The sequence below is a fragment of the Pseudomonas sp. SWI44 genome (assembly GCF_002947915.1).
Classification (GTDB): Bacteria; Pseudomonadota; Gammaproteobacteria; order Pseudomonadales; family Pseudomonadaceae; genus Aquipseudomonas; species Aquipseudomonas taiwanensis.
Genome location: NZ_CP026674.1, coordinates 4,456,592 through 4,478,127 on the forward strand (window position 1 = coordinate 4,456,592; position 21,536 = coordinate 4,478,127).

Here is a 21,536-nt window from a genome sequence, read left to right on the forward strand (position 1 = left end):
GAACCATGAACATGCCCATTCCCGAAGTGAAAGCCCACTCCAGCGCCAAGGACCAGACCCGTTTCGCCGCACTCTGGCGCCCGGCCATGGTGCAGGCCTTCGTCAAACTCGACCCGCGTCAACTCAAGCGTTCACCGGTGATGCTGGTCGTGGCCCTCACGGCTGTGCTCACCACTGTGCTGTGCTTTGCACCGGGCAGTGGCGTGAGCACCAGCGTGGCGGTGCAGATTGCCCTGTGGCTGTGGTTCACCGTGTTGTTCGCCAATTTTGCCGAAGCCCTGGCCGAAGGGCGCGGCAAGGCCCGCGCCGACAGCCTCAAGGCCGGCAGCCAGGGCCTTACCGCGCAGCGCCGCACCCGCCAAGGCGGCTTCGAGACCGTGCCTGCCTCGCAGTTGCGCAAGGACGATGTGGTCAAGGTGGTGGCCGGTGAATTGATCCCCGGCGACGGCGAAGTGCTCGAGGGCATTGCAGCGGTCAACGAGGCGGCCATTACTGGCGAGTCGGCCCCGGTGATCAGAGAGTCCGGTGGCGACCGATCGGCCGTCACCGGCAACACCCGCCTGGTATCCGACTGGCTGCTGATCCGCATCACCAGCAACCCTGGCGAGTCGACCCTGGACCGCATGATTGCCCTGGTTGAAGGTGCCAAGCGGCAGAAGACGCCCAACGAGATCGCGTTGGATATTCTGTTGATCGGCCTGACCCTGATCTTCCTGATCGTGGTCGTGACCTTGCAGCCGTTCGCCCACTTCGCAGGCGGTAGCCTGCCGCTGATCTTCCTCGCAGCGTTGTTGGTGACACTGATCCCCACCACTATCGGCGGACTGCTATCGGCCATCGGCATCGCTGGCATGGACCGCCTGGTGCGGCTCAATGTCATCGCTCGCTCGGGCCGCGCCGTGGAGGCGGCCGGTGATGTGCACACCCTGATGCTCGACAAGACCGGCACCATCACCTTCGGCAATCGTCGTTGCAGTGCGCTGCACAGTGCGCCGGGGGTCACGGCCAAGGAGTTGGGGGAGGGCGCGTTGCTGGCATCGTTGGCCGATGATACTGCCGAGGGCAAGTCGATCGTCGAGTACCTGCGTCAATTGCACGCGTTCATTGAACCAAGCGCCCAGCAGCTGGTACCCATTGCCTTCAGCGCCGAGACGCGGCTTTCCGGTGTCGATTTTCAGCAGCGTCACTACCGCAAGGGCGCGGTCGATGCGGTGCTGGCCTTCGTCGGCATGCAGCGACTGGAGATGCCGCCGGCACTGGCCCGTGAAGTCGAACGCATCGCTCAGAGCGGCGGTACGCCCCTGCTGGTGTGTGTCGACAAGCGCTTGCTGGGCGTGATCCACCTCAAGGATGTGGTCAAGCCCGGCATTCGCGAGCGCTTCGCCGAGCTGCGCAAGCTGGGTATCCGCACGGTGATGGTCACCGGCGACAACCCGCTGACCGCTGCTGCCATCGCCGCCGAAGCCGGGGTGGACGATGTGCTGGCTGAAGCCACGCCCGAGAAGAAGCTGGCGCGCATTCGCCAGGAACAGAACGACGGGCGTCTGGTCGCCATGTGCGGTGACGGCGCCAATGATGCACCGGCGCTGGCCCAGGCAGATGTGGGCATGGCCATGAACGATGGTACCCAGGCGGCGCGTGAGGCAGCCAACATGGTCGATCTGGACAGCGACCCGACCAAGCTGCTGGACGTGGTCCAGGTGGGCAAGGAGTTGCTGGTCACGCGCGGGGCGCTCACCACCTTCTCCATCGCCAACGACGTGGCCAAGTACTTCGCCATTCTGCCGGCGCTGTTCGCCGCCATCTACCCGCAGCTGGGCGTGCTCAACCTGATGCACCTGGCCAGCCCGCAGAGCGCGATTCTGTCGGCGATCGTCTTCAACGCGCTGATCATCATCGCGCTGATTCCCTTGGCCTTGCGCGGTGTGCGTGTGCAGGCAGCGAACGCGGCCCAGTTGCTGCGACGCAACCTGCTGATCTACGGCCTGGGCGGGATCATCGTGCCGTTTGCCGGGATCAAGCTGATCGACATGTTGCTCAATGCATTGCACCTGGTCTGAGGAGGCCGACATGAACACCTATCTGCGCCCGGCATTGAGCCTGGCCTTGTTGATGACCCTGGTCACCGGCGCGTTGTACCCCTTGGCGGTAACCGGCATAGCCCAGGTCGCGTTTCCCGAGCAGGCCAACGGCAGCCTGGTGCGTGACGACCATGGCCAGGTGCGTGGCTCGGCATTGATCGCCCAGGACTTCCAGGGTGATGGCTGGTTTCACTCGCGTCCGTCGGCCGGTGCCTATGCCACCGTGGCCAGCAGTGCGAGCAATCTTTCCCCCAGCAATCCGGCATTGGCCGAACGGGTGAAAGGGGAGGCGGCAGCGCTCTACCAACCTGGGCAGGGGGGCGTACCCCAGGCGTTGCTGACCACCTCGGGCAGCGGCCTGGACCCGCACCTGCCGCCTGAGGCCGTGGCCTACCAGATCGCGCGCGTGGCGGCAGCCCGGCAGATGTCAGTCGAGCGCTTGCAAGCCTTGGTGGAAGAGGCCACCCTGCAGCCACTGATCGGCCCCCCTGTGGTCAATGTGCTGGACCTGAACCGGGCGCTTGGCAGTATTGGTCACTGACTCAAGGCCGGTTACCAGCAAAGGCCTGTGGGGGCGGGTTTGCCCGCGAAGGGTGCGGTGAGCTCACCGACGTATTCGCGGGTGAACCCGTTCCTGCACGTGCCATGCCGATCTTGCGGCCCGTGTTTTCTGCACAGCAGATGAAGGATGACTCATGAGTGATTCCGCCCGCGCAGACGCGCTGTTGGCCAACCTGCCGCGTGAAGGGCGCGGCAGGCTCAAGGTGTTTCTCGGTGCCGCGCCTGGGGTGGGCAAGACCTACGCCATGCTGCAAGCCGCTCACGCCCAGCAACGCCAAGGCGTGCAGGTGCTGGCCGGGGTGGTCGAGACCCATGGCCGGGCCGAGACCGAAGCCTTGCTCGGCGGCATGCTCCAGCAACCCTTGCTGCGCAGCGAGTACCGTGGCGTCACGTTGGAGGAAATGGACCTCGACGGACTGCTCAAGGCATCCCCGTCCTTGGCCCTGGTCGATGAGTTGGCCCACACCAATGCGCCTGGCAGCCGCCACGCCAAGCGCTGGCAGGATGTCCAGGAACTGTTGGCCGCGGGGATCGACGTCTACACCACGGTCAACGTCCAGCACCTGGAAAGCCTGAATGACAAAGTGCGTGACATCACCGGCGTGCAGGTGCGCGAGACCTTGCCCGACTGGGTACTGCAGGAGGCCTTCGAGCTGGTGCTGATCGACCTGCCGCCCCGCGACCTGCTCGCCCGTCTGCGTGAGGGCAAGGTGTATGTGCCCGAGCAGGCGCGGGCGGCCATCGATGCCTACTTCTCCCAGACCAACCTCACGGCCCTGCGCGAACTGGCCATGCAAACGGCGGCTGCGCAGGTGGATGCCGACCTGGCCCACGGCTACCGCCAGCGTGGCCAGGAGGCACCGGCCTTGCGTGGGCGTTTGCTGGTCGGGGTCGACGGTGACGATCAGGCCGAGCGTCTGGTGCGCCATGCCTGTCGGGTGGCCCAGCGCCGACACCTGCCCTGGAGCCTGGTGCATGTGGACAATGGCCGGTTGCTCGACGAAACCGCCCGTCATCGCCTGCAGGCTGCGCAGCAGCTTGCCGAGCGGCTGGGAGGCGAAGTGGTGGTGTTGCGGGCCGGGGAGGTGGCGCGCACGCTGATCCAGCATGCTGCCGAACGCAGGGCCAGTCTGGTGCTGGTCGGGCAGTCGCGTGATCGCCTGCGGCGGCGCTTGTTCGGCGCCGGGGTGGCGGCTCGGTTGCTGCGTGAAAGCCATGGGTTGGAAGTCAACGTGCTCGACCGCGATGCCCAACCCGCCACACCCAGCATGTCGGTCAAGCGCGTTTGGGTGTGGCGCCATTATCTGCTGGCCGTGCTGGCGACTGCGTTGGCGGCAAGTCTGTCCTGGGCGGTGGCCGGCGTGTTGGCATTGCCCAATATTTCCTTGGTGTTCCTGGCCGCGGTGTTGCTGGTGGCCGTACGCAGCAGCCTTGGGCCAGCCCTGGCCTGTGCGGCGTTGTCGTTCCTGACCTACGACTTTCTGTTCATACCGCCGAACTTCTCCTTCACCATCCAGCGCGAGGAAGACGTGCTGACGCTGGTGTTCTTCCTGCTGATGGCCGCCCTGACCGGCAATCTCGCAGCGCGGCAACGCCAGCAGTTGCAGGCCCTGCGCGAGACTCAGGCGCAGACCAGCCAGTTGCTCGACCTTTCTCGACGGTTGACCGTGGCTACCGACCGTCAGGCGGTATTCAATGCAGCGGGCCAGCATTTGAACGGTTTGCAGGACATGCAGGTATGCCTGCTCGAGCGCAATGCAGAGGGCCTGTTGCATCGGGTCAGTGGCGAGGCGCAAGCCCTCACCGACAACGAACGGGCCGCTGCCGAGTGGGCCTGGCAACACGGCCAGGCTGCCGGCCATGGCAGCGATACCTTGCCCCATGGGCGCTGGTGGTGGTGGCCGTTGGCGGTTGATGAGCAGCCGCTGGCGCTGCTTGGCGTGCGGCCGCACTCCGGCGAGCCGCTCAGCGCCCAGCGCCGTCGCCTGCTGATGGCCTTGGGGCAACCTTTGGCCCAGGCCCTGGCCCGGGCGCGGCTGGCCGAGCAACTGGAAGCGGCGCGCCTGCATGGCGAAACCGAGCAGTTGCGCAGTGCCTTGCTGGCATCGGTATCCCATGACCTGCGTACACCGCTGACCGCCATGCGCGGCAGCATCGACAGCCTGCTGGCATTGGGCGAGGCCATTGCGCCCGCTGATCGGCGTGAGTTGCTCGAAGGCACGCGCAACGAGGCCGAACGCCTGGACCGTTACATCCAGAACCTGCTCGACATGACCCGCCTGGGCCATGGTGGGCTGAAGCTTGCTCGCGACTGGGTGGAACCGGCGGACATCGTCGGCAGTGCGCTGAACCGCCTGCGCGCCGTGCTGGCGCCGTTGCGCGTGCACACCGAGGTGCCGGCCGCGTTGCCCTTGTTGTTCGTGCATGCGGCATTGATCGAACAGGCCCTGGTCAATGTGCTGGAGAACGCCGCCCGCTTTTCGCCGGCGCAGGGACGGCTGGAACTGGAGGTGTCCGTGCACGACCAGCAACTGTACTTCGCGGTAAGCGACCAGGGGCCTGGCATTCCGGTGGCGGAGCGGGACAAGATCTTCGACATGTTCTACACCGCTGCCCGGGGGGATCGGGGCGGGCAGGGCACGGGGCTTGGGTTGGCCATCTGCCAAGGCATGGTCGGCGCCCACGGCGGGCAAATCCTGGTCAGCGAAGGCATCGATGGCCAGGGCACCTGCATCACATTATGCTTGCCGCTGCCCGATCAACCTGAAGCCGAAAGCGAAGCCCCATGAGCCAGCACGCGACCCTCCTGGTCATCGACGACGAACCGCAGATCCGCAAGTTTCTGCGCATCAGCCTGGCATCCCAGGGGTACAAGGTGATCGAGGCCGCCACAGGTGCCGAGGGCCTGACGCAGGCCGCCCTGGCCAAGCCGGACTTGGTGGTGCTCGACCTTGGTTTGCCAGACATGGACGGCCAGCACGTGCTGCGTGAGCTGCGCGAGTGGAGCTCGGTGCCGGTAATGGTGTTGTCGGTGCGCGCCAGTGAAGTTCAGAAAGTGGATGCGCTCGATGGTGGTGCCAACGACTATGTGACCAAGCCCTTCGGTATCCAGGAGTTCCTGGCACGCATCCGCGCCCTGCTGCGTCAGGCGCCACAGGCCAGTGGCGGGGAGGCATTGGCGAGCTTCGGGCCGTTGACGGTCGACTTTGCCTTTCGCAAGGTGACCCTGGACGGTGTCGAGGTGGCGCTGACCCGCAAGGAATATGCGCTGCTGGCGCAACTGGCCGGGCATCCTGGGCGGGTGATCACCCAGCAGCAGTTGCTCAAGGATATCTGGGGGCCGACCCATGTGGACGATACCCACTACCTGCGGATCGTGGTGGGGCACCTGCGGCAGAAACTGGGCGATGACCCGACGGCGCCGAGGTTCATCATTACCGAGGCGGGGGTGGGGTATCGGTTGGTGGCGCCGGCTGGATAAGCCCAGGGTACTGGCGCATCGCGAGCAAAGCTCGCTCCTACAGCGGTTCGCGGCGGCTGCACACCTTACGGACCCAGATCAGACGTAGGAGCGAGCCTTGCTCTCGATGCGCCGCGCAGGCGGCGCTTGTCCATCATTGCTGCACCTCGCGCGCACCCACTGGAGCACCGCCCCCCAGAGCCTTGTACAACGCTACAAGGCCCAGGCGTAACTGGTTGTCACTGTCCACCACATCTCGGCGCGCCTGCAGATAGTTGCGTTGGGCGTCGAGCGCTACCAGAAAGTCAGTCAGTCCACCGGCATAGCGTGCCTTGGCCATGTCATAGGCTTGCCCGGCGCTGCCCAGGCGTGCCTTGAGCTGGTCGTTGCGCTGGCGTTCGGCGCCATAACTGCTCAGCGCATCATCCACCTCCTGCCAGGCCTTGAGTACCGTCTGCTGGTAGTTGACCGCTGCCTCCTGTTGTTCGAGCGTGCGCAAAGTGACTTGAGCGCGGCGCCGACCATTGTCGAAAATCGGCACGCTCAAGCTCGGCCCTACCGCCCACTGGCGGCTGCCCCAGTCAGAAAACTTGCCGCTTTCGAACGAGGAATACCCAAAGCTGGCACCCAGGCGGATGCTTGGATACAACTCGGCGACCGCCACCCCTATGTTGGCCGTTGCCGCGTGAAGCTGGGCTTCGGCGGCGCGGATATCCGGGCGTTTGCGCGCCACGTCCGAGGGCAGCCCAGGGCTCAGGTCGGGTAGGGTGGGAGGCGTGGCTGTAGGTAGCAGCAACTGAGCCTGCAGTTCGCCCGGTTGCGCGCCGACCAGCACGCCCAGTTGGTTGATGGCCTGGGTCTGCGCCGCCTGCAGTGAGGGCAGGGTGGCACTCAGTTGTTCGAGTTGAGCGCGTTGACGGACCAGGTCGAAATCGTCGACCAGGCCGCCGTCGGCGCGGGCTTTCACCAGTTCGAGCGACTCCTCGGTGGCTCGCAGGTCTTGCTCGGTGACGCCGATCAACTGCTGCACCCTACGCAATTCGAAATACCCGCGCGCCACTTCGCTGGCCACCACCAGCCGTGCCTGCTCAAGCAAAGCGCGCTGCTGCTCGACACGGGCGTCCGCGGCCTCGACGGAGCGGCGTACCCGGCCCCAGAAATCGACCTCCCAGGATGCGTCGAAGCCTGCTTCATAAAGAGTGAATGGTTGCGCCAGGGCCTTGGTCAACTCGTCGCTGTTGCCCGGTGCGAAGCTGTCGATCATCTTCGCGCTGGCACCGCGCTCACTCTGACGCTGGCGCTGGATGTCGGCCCTGCCGTCGACGTTCACGCCACGCTGCGCCGCGACCATCTGCCGTTGCATGCGCGCTTGTGCAAAGCGCAGGGCGGCGTTGGTCAGGTCCGGACTGGCGGCAATGGCGCGCCGCTGCAGGTAGTTCAGCGTCGGGTCGGCAAACTGGGTCCACCATTGCGTCGCAATGGCCTGGTTGGCCGAGCCCGTGTTCAGGAGCGTGGGGTCACCGCTATGGGCCGCGTGCCAGTCGCTTGGGGTAACCGGCTGCGGCGCTTGGTAGTCAGGCCCGACCGCGCTGCAGGCCATCAGGGCCAGTAGCAACGGCGTGAGGCAAAAGGCGTTGAGCGGCGACGACATTGCAGCCTCCGGTTAAGCGAGTCGATTGCGGAACAGCCAGGCAGACAGCGGCAGAGTGACGGCGGCTACGGCGAGCATGGGGACCAGGTCGTGTGCCACGTCGAACAGGCTGACGCCTTCGAGATAAATGCGTTGAATCAGGTCGATGGCAAAGCGCAGGGGATTGATCCAGGTGGCCAGTTGCATGGCGTCGGGCATGTTGCGCACCGGCGTGGCCAGGCCCGACAGCAGCATGATCGGCATGATCAGCACGAAGGTATAGAGCATGGCCTGCTGCATGTTCAGCGATATGGCCGAAATCGACATGCCCAGGCCGACGCTGGAGATCATGAACACCAGCAGGCCTCCGTACAGGTCGAGCAGGGAGCCGGCCATGGGAATGCGGAACCAGAACAGCGCCATCAATAGCACCAACGAGGCTTGCACCAGGCCGATGAGAATGGGCGGTATGGCTTTGCCGATCATGATCTCCATCGGCGAGTAGGGGGTGACCAGCAATTGGTCGAACGTGCCCTGCTCACGTTCGCGCGCCACCGACAAGGCGGTGAGCACCAGTGTCTGCAGCATGCTCAGCGAAGCAATCAACGCCGGAATGAGCGGCCAACGGGTTTCCAGGTTGGGGTTGTACCAGGCGCGGGTAACCACGTTGATCGGTGCTTGCGCCAGACCGCGTTCTCGGTTGAAGTCGTTCACGATGCTGGCAAGGCCCGCTGCGGCGGAGCCTGCGGTGGTCGAGTTACGGCCGTCGAGTATCACCTGCAGCGGTGCGGTTTCTCCTCGGGTAAGGCGGGCCTCGAAATCAGGTGGGATGTGCACCACCAGCAATGCCTCTTGCGCATCGATCACCTCGGCGATGTCGCGGCTGGAGTTGAGGGTCTGCACGCGGTGGAAGATGCCGCTGCCGTCCAGGCGGCTGGCCAGGCGCTGGGACGACTCGCTGTGGCTATGGTCGAGCAGTGCGTAGGGCACGTCGTTGAGATCGAAGGTCACGGCATAGCCGAACAGCAGGCTCTGCATGAGCACCGGTGCGATCAGTACGATGCGGTTTGCCGGGTCTTTGAAAATCACCAGCAGTTCCTTGCGCCACAGGTTGACCAGGCGACGCAGCAGTTCCAGGAACGTGGCCATGTCAATCGAGCCTCTTGCGCGTGGCCAGGCGCGCCAGCCCCAGCAAGGCCACGGCGTAACCGGTGAGAATCAAGCTGTTGCGCAGGATCAATGGCCAGAAGTCGCCGGCCAGGAACAGCGACTTCACCACTTGCATGAAGTAGGTGGCGGGCAGCAGGTTTCCGACTACCTGCACGGCGGTGGGTACGTTGCGCAGGTCGAAGATGAAGCCTGATAGCATCATCGCCGGCAGGAAGCTGACGAGCAGGGAAATCTGGCTGGCCAGGAACTGGTTCTTGGTGACCGCCGAAATCAGCAGGCCGATCCCCAGTGCCACGAGCAGGTACAGCATCGAGCAGATCACCAGCGCCCACAGCGAACCATACATCGGCACATCGAATAGAAAACGCGCTGCCAGCAGGCACAACCCCAGGCCGATCAGGCCGACGACGAAGCAGGGAATGACCTTGGCCAGGAGAATCTCCGCAGCCCGCACGGGCGTCACGAACAACGCTTCCAGGGTGCCGCGCTCCCATTCGCGGGCCATCACCAGCGCGGTGAGAAAAGCCCCCACCAGCGTCATGATCAATACGATCAACCCCGGCACGAGGTACCAGGTACTGGTGTTGGCGGCATTGAACCACATGCGTTGCTCGATCTGCACTCCACCAGCCTGCAAGCCGCCGTTGCGCGAACTCTGCTTCTGGCCCCACAAGGCCAGGGCCTGGTTCAGGTAGTTGCTGACCCCCGAAGCACGCGTCGCGTCTGAGCCTTGTACCAGCACCAGTACCTGGGCGTCGCCCGCCTGCAGGCGACGGCTGAAATCGCCCGGCAGGTACACCAGGGCATCGACTTCACGCGAAGCCAGCCATTGCCTGCCTTGCTCGAAGGACTTCACAGGCCGCGGTTCCAGGTAGGCCGAATGGCTGATGCTGGCCAGCAGGTCGTGGGCTTGCGGCGCAGGGTCATCCTGCACCACCGCGACCACGCTGTGACGCACGTCCAGCGACAGTCCGTAGCCGAAGATGAGAATCAGCACGATGGGCAAGCCAATGCCGATCAACAGATTGCTTTTGTCACGCAGCATCTGCCGCACTTCCTTGCGGGTCAGTGACACCAGTCGGCGGCAGAAGGCACCGAGCGTCGCGGTGCTCATGCCGGCGTCACCTGCTGTTGCTGGCGCTCCTGCTCGACGATGGCGATGAAGGCCTGTTCCATGTTCAGCGTGCTGCCCTTACCTGCGGCCTGCTCGCGGACTTCCTGCGGCGTGCCCATGGCGATCAGCTTGCCAGCGTCCTGGATGACGATGCGGTCGCAGTACTCCGCCTCTTCCATGAAGTGGGTGGTGATGATGATCGTGGTGCCGGCAGCCGCCAGTGCTGTGATGCGTTGCCAGAAACCTCGGCGGGCGAGGGGGTCGGCGCCGCTGGTGGGCTCGTCGAGAAAGAGGATTTCCGGCTCGTGGAGCAGGCCCACGGCCATGGCCAGGCGTTGCTTGAAGCCGCCGGGCAGTTGGCCGCTGGGGTCGCTCTCGTGTCCGGACAAGTCGAATTGCTGGGCGACTTCGTCCATGCGCCGCTGCAACTGCTTGCCGGGCAACCCATAGGCGCCGCCGAAGAACTCAAGGTTCTCGCGGACCGAGAGGTTGCCGTACAGGGAGAATTTCTGCGACACATAGCCCACCCGGCGGCGAGCCTTCGCCCGTGCATGGCGCAGATTGACGCCGGCCACCTGCAGGCTGCCCGACGAGGCGGGCAGCAGGCCGCAGAGCATGCGGAAGGTGGTGGTCTTGCCAGCGCCATTGGGCCCCAGCAGGCCGAAGATCTCACCCCGGCGCACACTGAAACTGGTGCTGGCCACGGCGGTGAAGTCGCCGAACGTGCGCACCAGGTCCTTCACTTCGATGGCCGGTTCGCTGCTGTGTGGGTCGCTCGGGGCACTGGTCTTGAGTGTTTCCATGTCGACGTGCTCGGCATCGCTGCGTGCACGCAGCAGGAACATGAAGCCATCTTCCAGCCTGGCCTCCACCGGGCGTACCGGAGCGCCGCCCAGCAGCGTGTCGAGTGTCTGCTGGTCGGCATCAGGCTGGCGCATGAAACGCACCTCACCCGATTGCGGCACCGCATCGATGATGGTGTGCGTGTTGCCCAGCAGACGGGCCTGCAGGGTGCGCGCCGGCTGCCCGGCGGGCGCTGTGGCGAGGTAGCAAAGGCCATCGGCGTGGCGGCGGATGTCCTGTGGCATGCCTTGGGCCAGCAGTTCACCCTGGTGCAGCATGTACACTTCCGAGCAGCGCTCGGCTTCGTCCAGGTAGGAGGTGCTGAGCAGTACGCTGAGGTTCTCTTCCCGCACCAGTTGCTGGACGATCTCCCACAGTTCACGACGTGACAGCGGGTCGACCCCCACGGTCGGCTCATCCAGCAACAGCAGTTGCGGCGACCGCACCAGGGTGCAGGCCAGGCCGAGCTTCTGCTTCATGCCACCAGACAGCTTGCCTGCTGGCCGGCGAGTGAAGTGCGTCAGGTCGGTCATCGCCAGTAGCCGCTCGAAGCGCTGCCGACGCAGGTTGGCGCCTACGCCATGGAGGTCGGCGTAGAGGTCGAGGTTCTCCTGTACGCTCAGGTCTTCATACAAGCCAAAGCGCTGCGGCATATAGCTGATCAGGTCCTGGACCTTCTGCGGGTGCGCCTTGACGTCGACGCCGAGCACGTTCAACTCCCCGCTATCGGCTTGCAACAGCCCCGCGACCAGGCGCAGGAATGTGGTTTTACCGGCGCCATCGGGCCCGACCAGGGCGGTGAGGGTGCCTTTGCGCAGTGTCAGGTCCAAGCCGTGCAATGCCTGGACGGCCTGCCCCGATGCCTTGACCAGGAACCGCCTGGCAACAGCCTTGGCCTCGATGACCAACTCCATTACCGGGCCTTCCCGTCGTTCACCAGGTCCGCCTGGGCAAATCGAACGGTTGCCGGCATTCCCAGGCGCAGGCGGTTGTCCTTATCGTCGACGATGATGCGCACCTCGTACACCAGCGCGGTGCGTAGCTCGGCGGTTTGCACGGCCTTGGGCGTGAATTCGGCAACGTCGGAAATGAACCCGACCTGCCCCTGCACGGGAGCGTCCGGGTGGCTGTCGGTCGTGACCCTGGCGGGCAGGCCCGGTCGGATGTGGCCCAGTTGCGACTCATTGATATAGGCCCGTACCCACTTTGGCGTGGTAATGGCCAGGGCATACACCGCCCGTTGCGGCGAGGCCATGTCGCCTGGTTCGAGCATGCGCGAGCGGACGGTGGCATCCTGCGGTGCACGCAGTTCGGTTTCGTCGAGGTTGTGCTGCAGCAGTGCCAGTTGCGCGCGGGCGCTTTGCAGCTGGGCCTCGGCCTGGGCGATGTCTTCGGCCCGGGGGCCAATCCTGGCCAGACGCAGGGCCTTCTGGCTGTCCTCCCACTGGGCCTGGCGCACCCTCAGTTGCGCGGCGGCATTGTCCAGGTCCTGTTGGCTCACGGCCCGTCCGCCGCTGCTGTTGGCGCGGATGGTTTGCAAGCGGCGCAACTGGGTGGCGGCGAGGTCGACCTGGGCCTTGCTGGCTGCTGCCTGGGCACTGGCGCGGTCGATGTCCTCGGGTCGGCTGCCATTGCGCAGGCGCAGGACGTTGGCCTGCTGGACGGCGACCTGGGCGTTGGCCTGGTCGATCTGCAGCTTCAACGCACGGCTATCGAGGGTAGCCAGCACCTGCCCGGCCTTGACGGTGTCGCCTTCCTCCACGCGCATTTCGCCGATGCGCTCGCTGCCGGTGAATGCCAGCGAGACCTGGCGGATATCGACGTTGCCATAGAGCACCAGGTCGCCCCCCTGGTCGCCCCGGGTGTGCACGTAGTACCACGCCCCAAAGCCCACCAGCGTTGCCGCCAACAGGGCGATGACGAGCTTTTTCTGCATGATGACGACCTGTGATCGATCACTGACATGGAGCAAGCATAGTCACAGAATTCAAATTAGAATTTGATTTGAGACAACACCACGAGTGCCTGGCATGAGCCGCGAACCAGCCCCTTCCAGTAAGCCGCGTGGGCGCCGCCCGGATGGCGACATCACCCGGCAGCGCATCCTCGATGCCGCCGGCCAGCTGATTGCCGAACGTGGCTATGCCGAGGCGACCAGCAAGGCCATTTGCGCCCTGGCGCAGTGCAACCTGGCCGCGGTGAACTACCACTTCGGCAGTCGCGAGGGCCTCTACCGCGCAGTACTCAAGGAGATGCACCAACACCTGATCAGCTTGGAGCAGTTGCAGCAACTGGCCTGCAGCGACCGCCCAGCCCGTGAACGCTTGGTCGACCTGATCAGGGCACTGACCCTCAACGTCATCAACGGCAAACGGTGGCAAGCGCGGTTGTGGAGCCGCGAGTTGCTGACCCCGTCGCCGTATGTGAGCGAGTTGATCGCAGAAGAGGCGATGCCCAAGTCGCGACTGGTATTGAGCCTGCTGGGTGAGCTCACGGGTAAGCCCGTGGACGACCCGGCATTGCTGCGCTGTCTGTTCAGCGTCATCGCACCGGTGATGATGTTGCAGGTGATCAGCCGCGACATCACGACACCGCTATCGGGATTGTTCGAACAGTCGGAAGAGGCGTTGGCAGAACACTTGGTGCGGTTCGCCCTGGCAGGACTCGATGCGGTGATATAGTCCTGCTTTTTGCATATTAGGTTAGCACTAAAATCAATTTCATTAATTTATAGGTGCTCGATAAAGTGTCCCGGCATCAGGTGGCATGCCACCTGGCCTTTCCAGGAATGCTTTGAAGGAGCACAGGATGTCCAGCCGTCGCCGTCTATCGTTGTTGCTTGTAGCCTCATTGCTGGCCACCCAGGCCATCGCCGCCGAGCGCCTGACCCTGCGTGTCGGCGACCAGAAAGGCAACATGCGTGCCCAGTTGGAAGCGGCAGACGCCTTGCGCGATGTGCCTTACGACATTCAGTGGGCCGAGTTTCCCGCAGCTGCGCCGCTCGCTGAAGCACTGAATGCTGGCGCTATCGATGCCGGCATCATCGGCGATGCGCCGTTGTTGTTCGTGCTGGCATCAGGTGCGCCAGTCAAAGCGATCGCCGTGGACAAGTCCGACCCTTACGGCACGGCGCTGCTGGTGCGCCCTGACGCGCCGCTGCACAGCGCGGAGGACCTCAAGGGCAAGCGCATCGCCACCGGCCGTGGCTCCATCGGCCATCACCTGGCACTCAAGGCGCTGGACCAGGTCGGGCTGACGGAGAAGGACGTGGAGTTCCGTTTCCTGGGACCGGTCGATGCCAAGATTGCCCTTGCCAATGGTTCGGTGGACGCCTGGTCGACGTGGGAGCCCTATACGGCCCTGTCCGAACTTAACGGGCAAGGCAGGGTGCTGGTCAACGGCAGAGGGCTGTCCACCGGCAACAGTTTCCTCGCGGCCACCGACAAGGCTCTCGAAGACCCTGCACGCCGCACGGCGTTGCAGGACTATCTTGCCCGTCTGGCTGGTGCCCAGGTCTGGGCCAACCAGCATCTGGACACCTATTCCAGGACGCTTTCCGCCATCATCGGCTTCCCCGTGGAAGCGGCGCGACTGCAGTTCGAACGTCGCCAACTTCGCTGGCAGGCGATCGACGGCGAGACCATCGCTGAGCAACAGGAAACCGCGGACTTCTACCAAGCCCATGGCCTGATGAGCGAGCGCCTGGAGGTAGCGCCGACCTTCGCTTCGGGTTTCAGCGTACCCGCCACCGACCCTCTGACTGCCCAACACTGATTCCGGAGAATCTTCATGGCATATCCCAAACGCCTGCGCCATCTTGCGCTGGGCCTGTTGATCGGCGGCGTGCTACCGTCCCTGGCCAGCGCCGAGCAGACCCTGCGTATCGGTTACCAGAAGTCCTCGACCCTGCTGACCCTGCTCAAGGCACGCGGCACCCTCGAACAACGCCTGCAGGCTGAGGGTATACGAGTCAGCTGGCACGAGTTCCCCAGCGGCTTGCCGCTGCTCGAAGCGTTGAACCTGGGTAACGTCGACCTTTCTGCAGATGTGGCCGACACCGTTCCCGTGTTCACCCAGGCCGCTGGTGCGCAACTGACGTACTTTGCCCGGGAGGCGCCGTCGCCGGCGGCCCAGGCCATCCTGGTGCCGGCCAACTCGCCGCTCAAGACCCTTGCCGACCTCAAGGGCAAGCGCGTGGCGGTGACCAAGGCCGCTGGCAGCCACTACCTGCTGATCCAGGCGCTGGCCAAGGCGGGACTGAGCTTCAAGGACATCAGCCCGGCCTACCTGATTCCCGCCGACGGACGCGCAGCTTTCGAAAACGGCAAGGTCGACGCTTGGGTAACCTGGGATCCCTACGTGGCCAGTGCCCAGCGTCAGCAGCACGCGCGAATTCTCGCCGATGGCACCGAACTGGCTAGTTACCAGCGTTACTACCTGGCTGGCAGTGAATACGCCAAGGCGCACCCGCAGGTGCTGGAACAGGTATACCAGGCGCTGCGTGAAATTGGCGGTTGGACCAAGGCCAACCCGGCCGCCGCAGCCCGGGTGCTGGGGCCACTGTGGGGTAATCTGGACAGCGTCACGGTGCAGCAGGCCAATGCTCGGCGCAGCTATGACGTGCAGCCGGTGAAACTGGACAACCTGGCCGAGCAACAGCGAATAGCCGATGCATTCTACCGCGAAGGCCTGCTGCCGAAGGCCGTGGATGCGCGAGCGGTAACCGTGTTCGAGCCAGGGGCCGCTCATCTGAAGAATTGACTCGGCGTCGTGCCGAACTGGCGCTTGAACATGCTGGCGAAGGCGCTTGGGCTGTCATAGCCGAGCGTCCCCGCGACGTCGATGATCCGCTCACCGAGAGCGATCCGCTCCAGGGCTTGCATCAGCCGCGCTTGTTGGCGCCATTGGCCGAAGGTCATGCCGGTTTCCTTGCGGAACAGACGCTGGATGGTTTTTTCATCCACCCCAAGGTGAAGACCCCAGTCTGCCACCGTCGAGTTGTCCTCGGGGCGCTCGTGCAGTGCCGAGCAGATGACCTGAAGACGCTTGTCGCCGGGCTGCTGCAGCTTCAACGGCAGGGTTGGCAGCACGCTGATCTCGTCGAGGATCAGGTGCACGATCCGTGATTCGCGTGAGTCCTCGGCGTAGGGGCCGGTGAAGTCCACCGAGGCCTTGATCAGTTCGCTCAGCAGCGGCGAGATACTGATGGCCTTGCTCTGTGATGGCAGGTTCGCTGCTGCGTCCGGGCGCACGAACACGCTGCGCATCTTCACATCGCCCACGCAGCGGATCGCGTGTTCCTGGCCACAGGGCATCCATACGCCGCGACTCGGCGGCACGGTCCAGCGCTCGGACCGCGACTGCACGATCATCAGGCCCTTGATGGCATAGATCAGCTGATGCTTGGCATGGGAGTGGGGGGCGATGAACCAGTCCGGTGGGTAGTCCGTGGCACGGCTGCCCACCTCCCAGGTCCATTCGTCGACCTCCACCAGCATTTGCTCCATCGGCTTGATCAGTGCCATCGTGCGCCTCCTAGGTGTTCCGCGTGGCCATCTTAGCAGCAGGTGGCCGGGTGGGCTTTGGCGCGGGTCGCCGGCAGCAGGGCCGTTGCCAGGCCCAACAGGGGCAGGAACGAGATCACCTGATACACCCACTCGATGCCATGTCGGTCAGCCAATTCGCCCAAGCCAGCCGCACCGATGCCGCTGATGCCGAACATCAGGCCGAACATCACCCCGGACACCATGCCGACTCGGCCCGGTACCGCTTCCTGGGCGTAAACCACCAGGGCGGCGAACGCCGAAGACATCACCAGCCCGATGGCCACAGCCAGGACTGCGGTCCAGGCCAGGTTGGCGTAGGGCAGGGCCATGGCGAACGGCGCCACACCAAGGAAGGAAACCCAGATCACCGCCTTGCGGCCAATGCGATCGCCCACCGGCCCCCCTGCGAAGGTGCCTAATGCCACGGCCGCGAGGAAAGCGAACAGGTACAGCTGGCTTTGCTGCACGCTCAAACCGAAATGTTGGATGAGATAGAAGGTGAAGTAGTTGGTGAACGAAGCGATATAGACGAACTTGGCGAACATCAACAGCGCGATCACCCCCACTGCGCGACAAATCGCACCGTTGGAGAGTGCGGGTGCCTGTTGCCCGGCAATGCTCTTGAGCCGATGCTGGCCGTGGCGAATCGTCCAGCCGGTGACCCGCCACAGCACCCATACAGCAAGTGCAGCAGCCACCATGAACCAGGCAATGGCCGATTGGCCGTTAGGGATCACGATCAGCGCGGTGAGCAACGGGCCGATGGCCGAACCGGTGTTGCCGCCCACCTGGAAGGTGGACTGTGCCGTGCCGAAGCGCCCGCCAGAGGCCATCCTCGCCACTCGCGAGGCCTCGGGGTGGAAAGTGGCGGAGCCTACGCCGACCACGGCAGATGCCACCAGCAACATTTCATAGCTGCCTGCCGTTGCCAACACGGCGATGCCGATCAGAGTAATCAACATGCCGCCTGGCAACAGGTAAGGTTGCGGGTGCTTGTCGGTGTACAGGCCAACCCAGGGTTGCAGCAGCGAGGCGGTGACCTGGAACACCAGCGCGATCCAGCCGATCTGGGCGAAGCTCAGGGAAAAGTCTTGTTTGAGCATCGGGTAGATCGAGGGCAGGACGGCCTGGATAAGGTCGTTGAGCAAGTGGGCGAAGGCGGCGGCGCCGACGATACGAACCAGGAAACCCTGAGGTTGATCGACGTGGGCCGTGGGGCGGGCCAAGGTGGCGGCAGAAGTCGTCATGGGCGAAGTTTCTTTTGTCGAGTGAGGACACTGCGGCCTGGGGGCAGACCGCAACAAGGCAGTGCCAAAGGAGGGTATCCAGGGCGGCCTTTGCCTGTCTCACGTCGTACAGACACTCACTGTCGCGATTCGGGCATGCTTGCAGCGAGCTCGCCCGCCAGCAGGTGCATCGTCGCCGCGACGCGCCTGCCGGTGTTTGTTGCGATCAGGCGTGTTCCTTGCTCTCGGGCAGGAACCAGTTCAGCACCAGTGCGCAGATGCCGCCAGTGGCCACGCCCGACTCCAGCACGTTGCGCAAGGCTGCCGGCATGTGCGCGAGGAATTCCGGCACCTGGGCGACGCCCAGGCCCAGCGCCAGCGACACGGCAATGATCAGCAGGGCGCGACGATCCAGTCGGGTGCTGGCCAGGATATTGATACCCGAGGCTGCCACGGCACCGAACATGACCATCGCGGCGCCGCCCAGTACTGGCTCCGGTACCGCTTGAATCACCCCGGCGACACTTGGGAACAACCCCAGCACGACCAGCATCAGGGCGATCCAGATGCCGATGTGGCGGCTGGCGATGCCGGTCAGCTGAATCACGCCGTTGTTCTGGGCGAAGATCGAGCTCGGGAAGGTGTTGAACAGCCCCGCCAGCAGCGAGTTGGCACCGTTGACCAGCACCCCGCCCTTGATCCGTTGCATCCACAGCGGGCCCTCGACCGGCTGGCGTGAGACCTTGCTGGTGGCGGTGACGTCACCGATGGCTTCCAGTGAAGTCACCAGGTAGATCACCAGCATCGGGATGAACAGCGCCCAGGAGAAGCTCAGGCCGAAGTGCAGTGGCGTCGGCACCTGGAACAGCGCGGCTTCATGCATGCCGGTGAAGTCCAGGCGACCAAGGTAGCCGGCCAATGCATAGCCCACGGCCAAGGCGATAACGATGGCGCAGCTGCGCATCCACACCAGTGGAATACGGTTGAGGATCACAATGATCGCCAGCACCACGCCCGACAGCAGCAGGTTCTCGCCGTTGGCAAAGGTGCCGTTGGCCATGGCGGTGAAGCCACCCCCCATGCTGATCAGGCCGACCTTGATCAAGGTGAGGCCGATCATCAGCACCACGATACCGGTCACCAGCGGGGTGATCAGGCGCTTGATGAACGGCAGGATACGCGACACGCCCATCTCGACGAATGAGCCCGCGATCACCACGCCGAAGATTGCCGCCATCACGCTTTCGACCGGCGTGCCTTGCTTGACCATCAGTGCACCCCCGGCAATCAGCGGGCCGACGAAGTTGAAGCTGGTGCCCTGCACGATCAGCAAGCCCGCGCCGAACGGCCCGAAGCGCTTGCACTGGACGAAGGTGGCGATGCCGGAAATCACCAGCGACATGGACACGATCAAGTTTGTGTCCCGTGGTGAGACGCCCAGGGCCTGACAGATCAGCAGGCCGGGGGTGACGATGGGAACGATGATCGCCAGCAAGTGCTGCAGTGCTGCCAGCAGGCCGATCAACAGCCGTGGCTTGTCCTCAAGACCAAGCACCAGTTCATTGGCAGGCGCCGGTGCGCCTGGGCTGTGTTCGTGTGAGCTCATTGCTAAAGCTGTCCCGGAAGAAAAAAGGAGCGCATTCTACAGTGATCGCCCGTCTGGGGCGAACAGGCATGAAAAAGCCCGCCGAAGCGGGCTTTTCAAGTGCGGGCGTGACTGATCAGTCGTCGCGGCCCATGATGCCGAACAGCTGAAGCAGGCTGACGAACAGGTTGTAGATCGACACGTACAGGCTGATGGTCGCCATGATGTAGTTGCGCTCGCCGCCATGGATGATGGCGCTGGTCTGGAACAGGATGCAGACCGACGAGAACAGGACGAAGCCGGCGCTGATCGCCAGTTGCAGGCCGCTGATCTGGAAGAAGAAGCTGGCCACAACGGCACCCAGCAGGACGAAGAAACCAGCGGTGATGAAGCCGCTGAGGAAGCTCATGTCCTTGCGGGTGATCAGCACGTAGGCCGACAGGCCGCCGAATACCAGTGCGGTCATCGCGAAGGCCGAGCTGACCACTTCGGCGCCGCCGCTCATGCCCAGGTAGCGGTTGAGGATAGGGCCGAGGATGAAGCCCATGAAGCCGGTGAGGGCGAACGTGGAAACCAGGCCCCAGACGGAGTCACGCAGCTTGGCGGTGAGGAAGAACAGGCCGTAGAAGCCGATCAGCACGACGAACACGTTCGGGTAGCCGACACGCATCTGCTGGGCAACGAAGGCCATGATGCCACTGAAGGCGAGGGTGAGTGCCAGCAGGCTGTACGTGTTGCGCAGGACCTTGCTGATCTCCTGCTGCTCGACCTGCTGGCCGTGGTGTACGGCGTAATCCTGTTCGCGCATGGCGACACTCCTTGGTGAACCTGTGGTGATGAGACATTCAGATGCAACGAGTCTAACAGAGCTCCTGCAACCCGCGACACAGAGAGTTTGACAGCGTGTTTCATTACGGTATTATGGCCGCCGCAAAACGAGCTGGAAGCGTGGCCGAGTGGTTTAAGGCAACGGTCTTGAAAACCGTCGATGGGCAACTATCCTAGAGTTCGAATCTCTACGCTTCCGCCATATTCAAAGCCCTGATTATTCAGGGCTTTTTGCGTTTATGGAGGGCGGAAAACCTGACGCTGGAACGGCCAATTTCCCCGCAGCGTTTCGATGGTGTACCGCACCACTGCAGTGAAAAGGATTTCATCGGGTGGTTATCACGATCTCTCAGGCGCGCCAGTAAACAGCCGGCGTGATCCGCTTCTCTGTGTGGCCGTGTAGCTTGCTAGCGTTCGCCAAGGCCTCAGTCTCACTCGTTGCCCTTGGTCGATTGTTGCGGCGTTCGCCCAAGCATCAGGCGACCCTCCTAGGCGTTCACGTCCACAACCAACCGGCCACGAATCTTCCCGTCCATCAGGTCCGAGGCGGCGGCAATCGCGCTCTCCAGGCTGATTTCTTTGATCATCAATGACAGTGCGTCGAGGTTCAACTGATCGGAGAGCTTTTCCCAAGCCTCCACGCGTCGCTCAAATGGCTGAGTGACGCTGTTGATACCAAGCAGGCTTACCCCTCGGAGAATGAACGGTGCGACGGTTGCCGGGAAATCCATCCCCTGAGCCAATCCGCATGCAGCCACCAATCCTTCAGACATCGTGCTTGCGCACGCATTGGCCAGCGTATGGCTGCCGACCGAATCGATCACGGCTGCCCATTTTTCTTTTGCCAATGGACGCCCCGGAGCTGAAAGCTCGGTCCGGTCAATGATGGTGGTTGCCCCCAGGCTTTTCAGATAGGCGTCCTCGCTAGCTTTGCCGGTTGCGGCAGTGACGTTATACCCGGCACCCGCCAGAAGGCTGATGGCGAAGCTACCGACGCCGCCTGTGGCGCCTGTGACCAGCACCGGCCCATGTGCGGGTGTCAACCCATGGCGCTCAAGGGCCATCAGGCACAGCATGGCGGTGTATCCAGCGGTACCGACGGCCATCGCTTGGCGTTCGTTCAGGCGATCAGGGAGAGGAATCAGCCAGTCACCGTTCATTCTCGCCTTTTGTGCAAGTCCGCCCCAATGGCTTTCACCCACCCCCCAACCATTGAGCAATACGCGATCGCCCGGCTGGTACCGCGGATCGTCACTCGCTTCGACAGTGCCCGCGAGGTCGATGCCCGGCACCATCGGAAACTGCCGAACGACTGGCCCCTTGCCGGTGATTGCGAGTGCGTCCTTGTAGTTCAAGGTGCTGTAGGCCACGTTCACCGTCACGTTCCCGGTGGGTAGCTGATCATCCTGCAGCTCGGCGAGTCGGGCCGAATACGTGTCTTCCCGCTTCTCGATGACAATGGCTTTGAACATTGCTTATCCTCGTTTAGACC

General features: G+C 63.8%; 17 protein-coding genes and 1 tRNA gene. 8 read left to right on the forward strand and 10 right to left on the reverse strand.

Features of this window, described 5'->3' with window-relative positions:
- The first annotated feature begins 5 nt into the window (after positions 1-5).
- From kdpB to C4Q26_RS20830, 4 genes are all read left to right on the forward strand, one after another.
- Positions 6-2,060 carry a potassium-transporting ATPase subunit KdpB gene (gene kdpB / locus C4Q26_RS20815; protein WP_023381327.1) on the forward strand — a complete coding sequence of 685 codons (2,055 nt, stop codon included), beginning with the start codon at positions 6-8 and terminating at the stop codon, positions 2,058-2,060.
- 10 nt (positions 2,061-2,070) lie between these two features.
- The gene (gene kdpC / locus C4Q26_RS20820; protein WP_104883460.1) at positions 2,071-2,622 is read left to right on the forward strand and encodes a potassium-transporting ATPase subunit KdpC; all 552 of its coding nucleotides are present in this window, start codon (positions 2,071-2,073) and stop codon (positions 2,620-2,622) included.
- Positions 2,623-2,776: 154 nt separating this feature from the next.
- Complete coding sequence (locus C4Q26_RS20825; RefSeq protein ID WP_104883461.1) at positions 2,777-5,431, forward strand: sensor histidine kinase KdpD; 2,655 nt, start codon at positions 2,777-2,779, stop codon at positions 5,429-5,431.
- Entirely contained in the window at positions 5,428-6,123 is a 696-nt protein-coding gene (locus C4Q26_RS20830; protein WP_023381324.1) for a response regulator, read from the forward strand. The genes C4Q26_RS20825 and C4Q26_RS20830 overlap by 4 nt, the downstream gene beginning before the upstream one ends.
- Before the next feature lie 133 nt (positions 6,124-6,256).
- On the opposite strand, the gene C4Q26_RS20835 is transcribed toward C4Q26_RS20830, so the two are convergent.
- The 5 genes from C4Q26_RS20835 to C4Q26_RS20855 are packed head-to-tail and all read right to left on the reverse strand — an operon-like array spanning position 6,257 to position 12,795.
- Entirely contained in the window at positions 6,257-7,753 is a 1,497-nt protein-coding gene (locus tag C4Q26_RS20835) for an efflux transporter outer membrane subunit (protein ID WP_104883462.1), read from the reverse strand.
- Positions 7,754-7,765: 12 nt separating this feature from the next.
- Positions 7,766-8,881, reverse strand: coding sequence for an ABC transporter permease (locus C4Q26_RS20840; protein WP_023381322.1), 1,116 nt, complete (start codon positions 8,879-8,881; stop codon positions 7,766-7,768).
- 1 nt (position 8,882) lies between these two features.
- A complete protein-coding gene (locus C4Q26_RS20845) occupies positions 8,883-10,016 on the reverse strand; it encodes an ABC transporter permease (protein WP_104883463.1) in 1,134 nt (377 codons plus the stop codon).
- Positions 10,013-11,773, reverse strand: coding sequence for an ATP-binding cassette domain-containing protein (locus tag C4Q26_RS20850; RefSeq protein ID WP_104883464.1), 1,761 nt, complete (start codon positions 11,771-11,773; stop codon positions 10,013-10,015). Before C4Q26_RS20850 ends, C4Q26_RS20845 begins: the two co-directional genes overlap by 4 nt.
- Entirely contained in the window at positions 11,773-12,795 is a 1,023-nt protein-coding gene (locus C4Q26_RS20855; protein ID WP_104883465.1) for an efflux RND transporter periplasmic adaptor subunit, read from the reverse strand. Before C4Q26_RS20855 ends, C4Q26_RS20850 begins: the two co-directional genes overlap by 1 nt.
- Before the next feature lie 94 nt (positions 12,796-12,889).
- Here C4Q26_RS20855 and C4Q26_RS20860 point away from each other — a divergent pair, with 94 nt between their 5' ends.
- The 3 genes from C4Q26_RS20860 to C4Q26_RS20870 all read left to right on the forward strand — a co-directional run bounded on the left by C4Q26_RS20860 (position 12,890) and on the right by C4Q26_RS20870 (position 15,620).
- On the forward strand, positions 12,890-13,540 hold the full coding sequence (locus C4Q26_RS20860) for a TetR/AcrR family transcriptional regulator (RefSeq protein WP_104883466.1): 651 nt from the start codon (positions 12,890-12,892) through the stop codon (positions 13,538-13,540).
- 127 nt (positions 13,541-13,667) lie between these two features.
- Positions 13,668-14,633, forward strand: a complete 966-nt coding sequence (locus C4Q26_RS20865) for an ABC transporter substrate-binding protein (RefSeq protein WP_104883467.1) — start codon at positions 13,668-13,670, stop codon at positions 14,631-14,633.
- Between the two features lie 15 nt (positions 14,634-14,648).
- Positions 14,649-15,620, forward strand: a complete 972-nt coding sequence (locus C4Q26_RS20870) for an aliphatic sulfonate ABC transporter substrate-binding protein (protein WP_104883468.1) — start codon at positions 14,649-14,651, stop codon at positions 15,618-15,620.
- On the opposite strand, the gene C4Q26_RS20875 is transcribed toward C4Q26_RS20870, so the two are convergent.
- The 4 genes from C4Q26_RS20875 to C4Q26_RS20890 form a co-directional block, all read right to left on the reverse strand.
- Positions 15,605-16,384 (reverse strand): helix-turn-helix transcriptional regulator, encoded by a 780-nt coding sequence (locus C4Q26_RS20875; RefSeq protein WP_023381315.1) that lies wholly within the window; start codon positions 16,382-16,384, stop codon positions 15,605-15,607. The two genes, C4Q26_RS20870 and C4Q26_RS20875, sit on opposite strands and share 16 nt — an antisense overlap.
- 32 nt (positions 16,385-16,416) lie before the next feature.
- Complete coding sequence (locus tag C4Q26_RS20880) at positions 16,417-17,652, reverse strand: MFS transporter (protein WP_104883469.1); 1,236 nt, start codon at positions 17,650-17,652, stop codon at positions 16,417-16,419.
- Positions 17,653-17,857: 205 nt separating this feature from the next.
- Positions 17,858-19,237, reverse strand: coding sequence for a nucleobase:cation symporter-2 family protein (locus C4Q26_RS20885; RefSeq protein ID WP_023381313.1), 1,380 nt, complete (start codon positions 19,235-19,237; stop codon positions 17,858-17,860).
- Positions 19,238-19,352: 115 nt separating this feature from the next.
- Positions 19,353-20,024: a Bax inhibitor-1/YccA family protein gene (locus tag C4Q26_RS20890; RefSeq protein ID WP_023381312.1), complete on the reverse strand. Its 672-nt coding sequence runs from the start codon at positions 20,022-20,024 to the stop codon at positions 19,353-19,355.
- Positions 20,025-20,158: 134 nt separating this feature from the next.
- Between C4Q26_RS20890 and C4Q26_RS20895 the strand changes: the two genes are divergently transcribed.
- Positions 20,159-20,246 (forward strand) — tRNA-Ser (locus C4Q26_RS20895).
- Positions 20,247-20,532: 286 nt separating this feature from the next.
- Here C4Q26_RS20895 and C4Q26_RS20900 read toward each other — a convergent pair.
- A complete protein-coding gene (locus tag C4Q26_RS20900) occupies positions 20,533-21,516 on the reverse strand; it encodes an MDR family oxidoreductase (protein WP_104883470.1) in 984 nt (327 codons plus the stop codon).
- Between the last annotated feature and the right edge of the window lie 20 nt (positions 21,517-21,536).

Bases quoted from the DNA above. Each gene is read 5' to 3' on its own strand.
- C4Q26_RS20865 (WP_104883467.1), top strand. From the start codon at position 13,668: ATGTCCAGCCGTCGCCGTCTATCGTTGTTGCTTGTAGCCTCATTGCTG.
- C4Q26_RS20900 (WP_104883470.1), bottom strand. From the start codon at position 21,516: ATGTTCAAAGCCATTGTCATCGAGAAGCGGGAAGACACGTATTCGGCC.
- C4Q26_RS20860 (WP_104883466.1), top strand. From the start codon at position 12,890: ATGAGCCGCGAACCAGCCCCTTCCAGTAAGCCGCGTGGGCGCCGCCCG.
- C4Q26_RS20870 (WP_104883468.1), top strand. From the start codon at position 14,649: ATGGCATATCCCAAACGCCTGCGCCATCTTGCGCTGGGCCTGTTGATC.
- C4Q26_RS20835 (WP_104883462.1), bottom strand. From the start codon at position 7,753: ATGTCGTCGCCGCTCAACGCCTTTTGCCTCACGCCGTTGCTACTGGCC.
- kdpC (WP_104883460.1), top strand. From the start codon at position 2,071: ATGAACACCTATCTGCGCCCGGCATTGAGCCTGGCCTTGTTGATGACC.
- C4Q26_RS20825 (WP_104883461.1), top strand. From the start codon at position 2,777: ATGAGTGATTCCGCCCGCGCAGACGCGCTGTTGGCCAACCTGCCGCGT.
- C4Q26_RS20845 (WP_104883463.1), bottom strand. From the start codon at position 10,016: ATGAGCACCGCGACGCTCGGTGCCTTCTGCCGCCGACTGGTGTCACTG.
- C4Q26_RS20875 (WP_023381315.1), bottom strand. From the start codon at position 16,384: ATGGCACTGATCAAGCCGATGGAGCAAATGCTGGTGGAGGTCGACGAA.
- C4Q26_RS20850 (WP_104883464.1), bottom strand. From the start codon at position 11,773: ATGGAGTTGGTCATCGAGGCCAAGGCTGTTGCCAGGCGGTTCCTGGTC.
- C4Q26_RS20890 (WP_023381312.1), bottom strand. From the start codon at position 20,024: ATGCGCGAACAGGATTACGCCGTACACCACGGCCAGCAGGTCGAGCAG.
- C4Q26_RS20885 (WP_023381313.1), bottom strand. From the start codon at position 19,237: ATGAGCTCACACGAACACAGCCCAGGCGCACCGGCGCCTGCCAATGAA.
- kdpB (WP_023381327.1), top strand. From the start codon at position 6: ATGAACATGCCCATTCCCGAAGTGAAAGCCCACTCCAGCGCCAAGGAC.
- C4Q26_RS20855 (WP_104883465.1), bottom strand. From the start codon at position 12,795: ATGCAGAAAAAGCTCGTCATCGCCCTGTTGGCGGCAACGCTGGTGGGC.
- C4Q26_RS20830 (WP_023381324.1), top strand. From the start codon at position 5,428: ATGAGCCAGCACGCGACCCTCCTGGTCATCGACGACGAACCGCAGATC.
- C4Q26_RS20880 (WP_104883469.1), bottom strand. From the start codon at position 17,652: ATGACGACTTCTGCCGCCACCTTGGCCCGCCCCACGGCCCACGTCGAT.
- C4Q26_RS20840 (WP_023381322.1), bottom strand. From the start codon at position 8,881: ATGGCCACGTTCCTGGAACTGCTGCGTCGCCTGGTCAACCTGTGGCGC.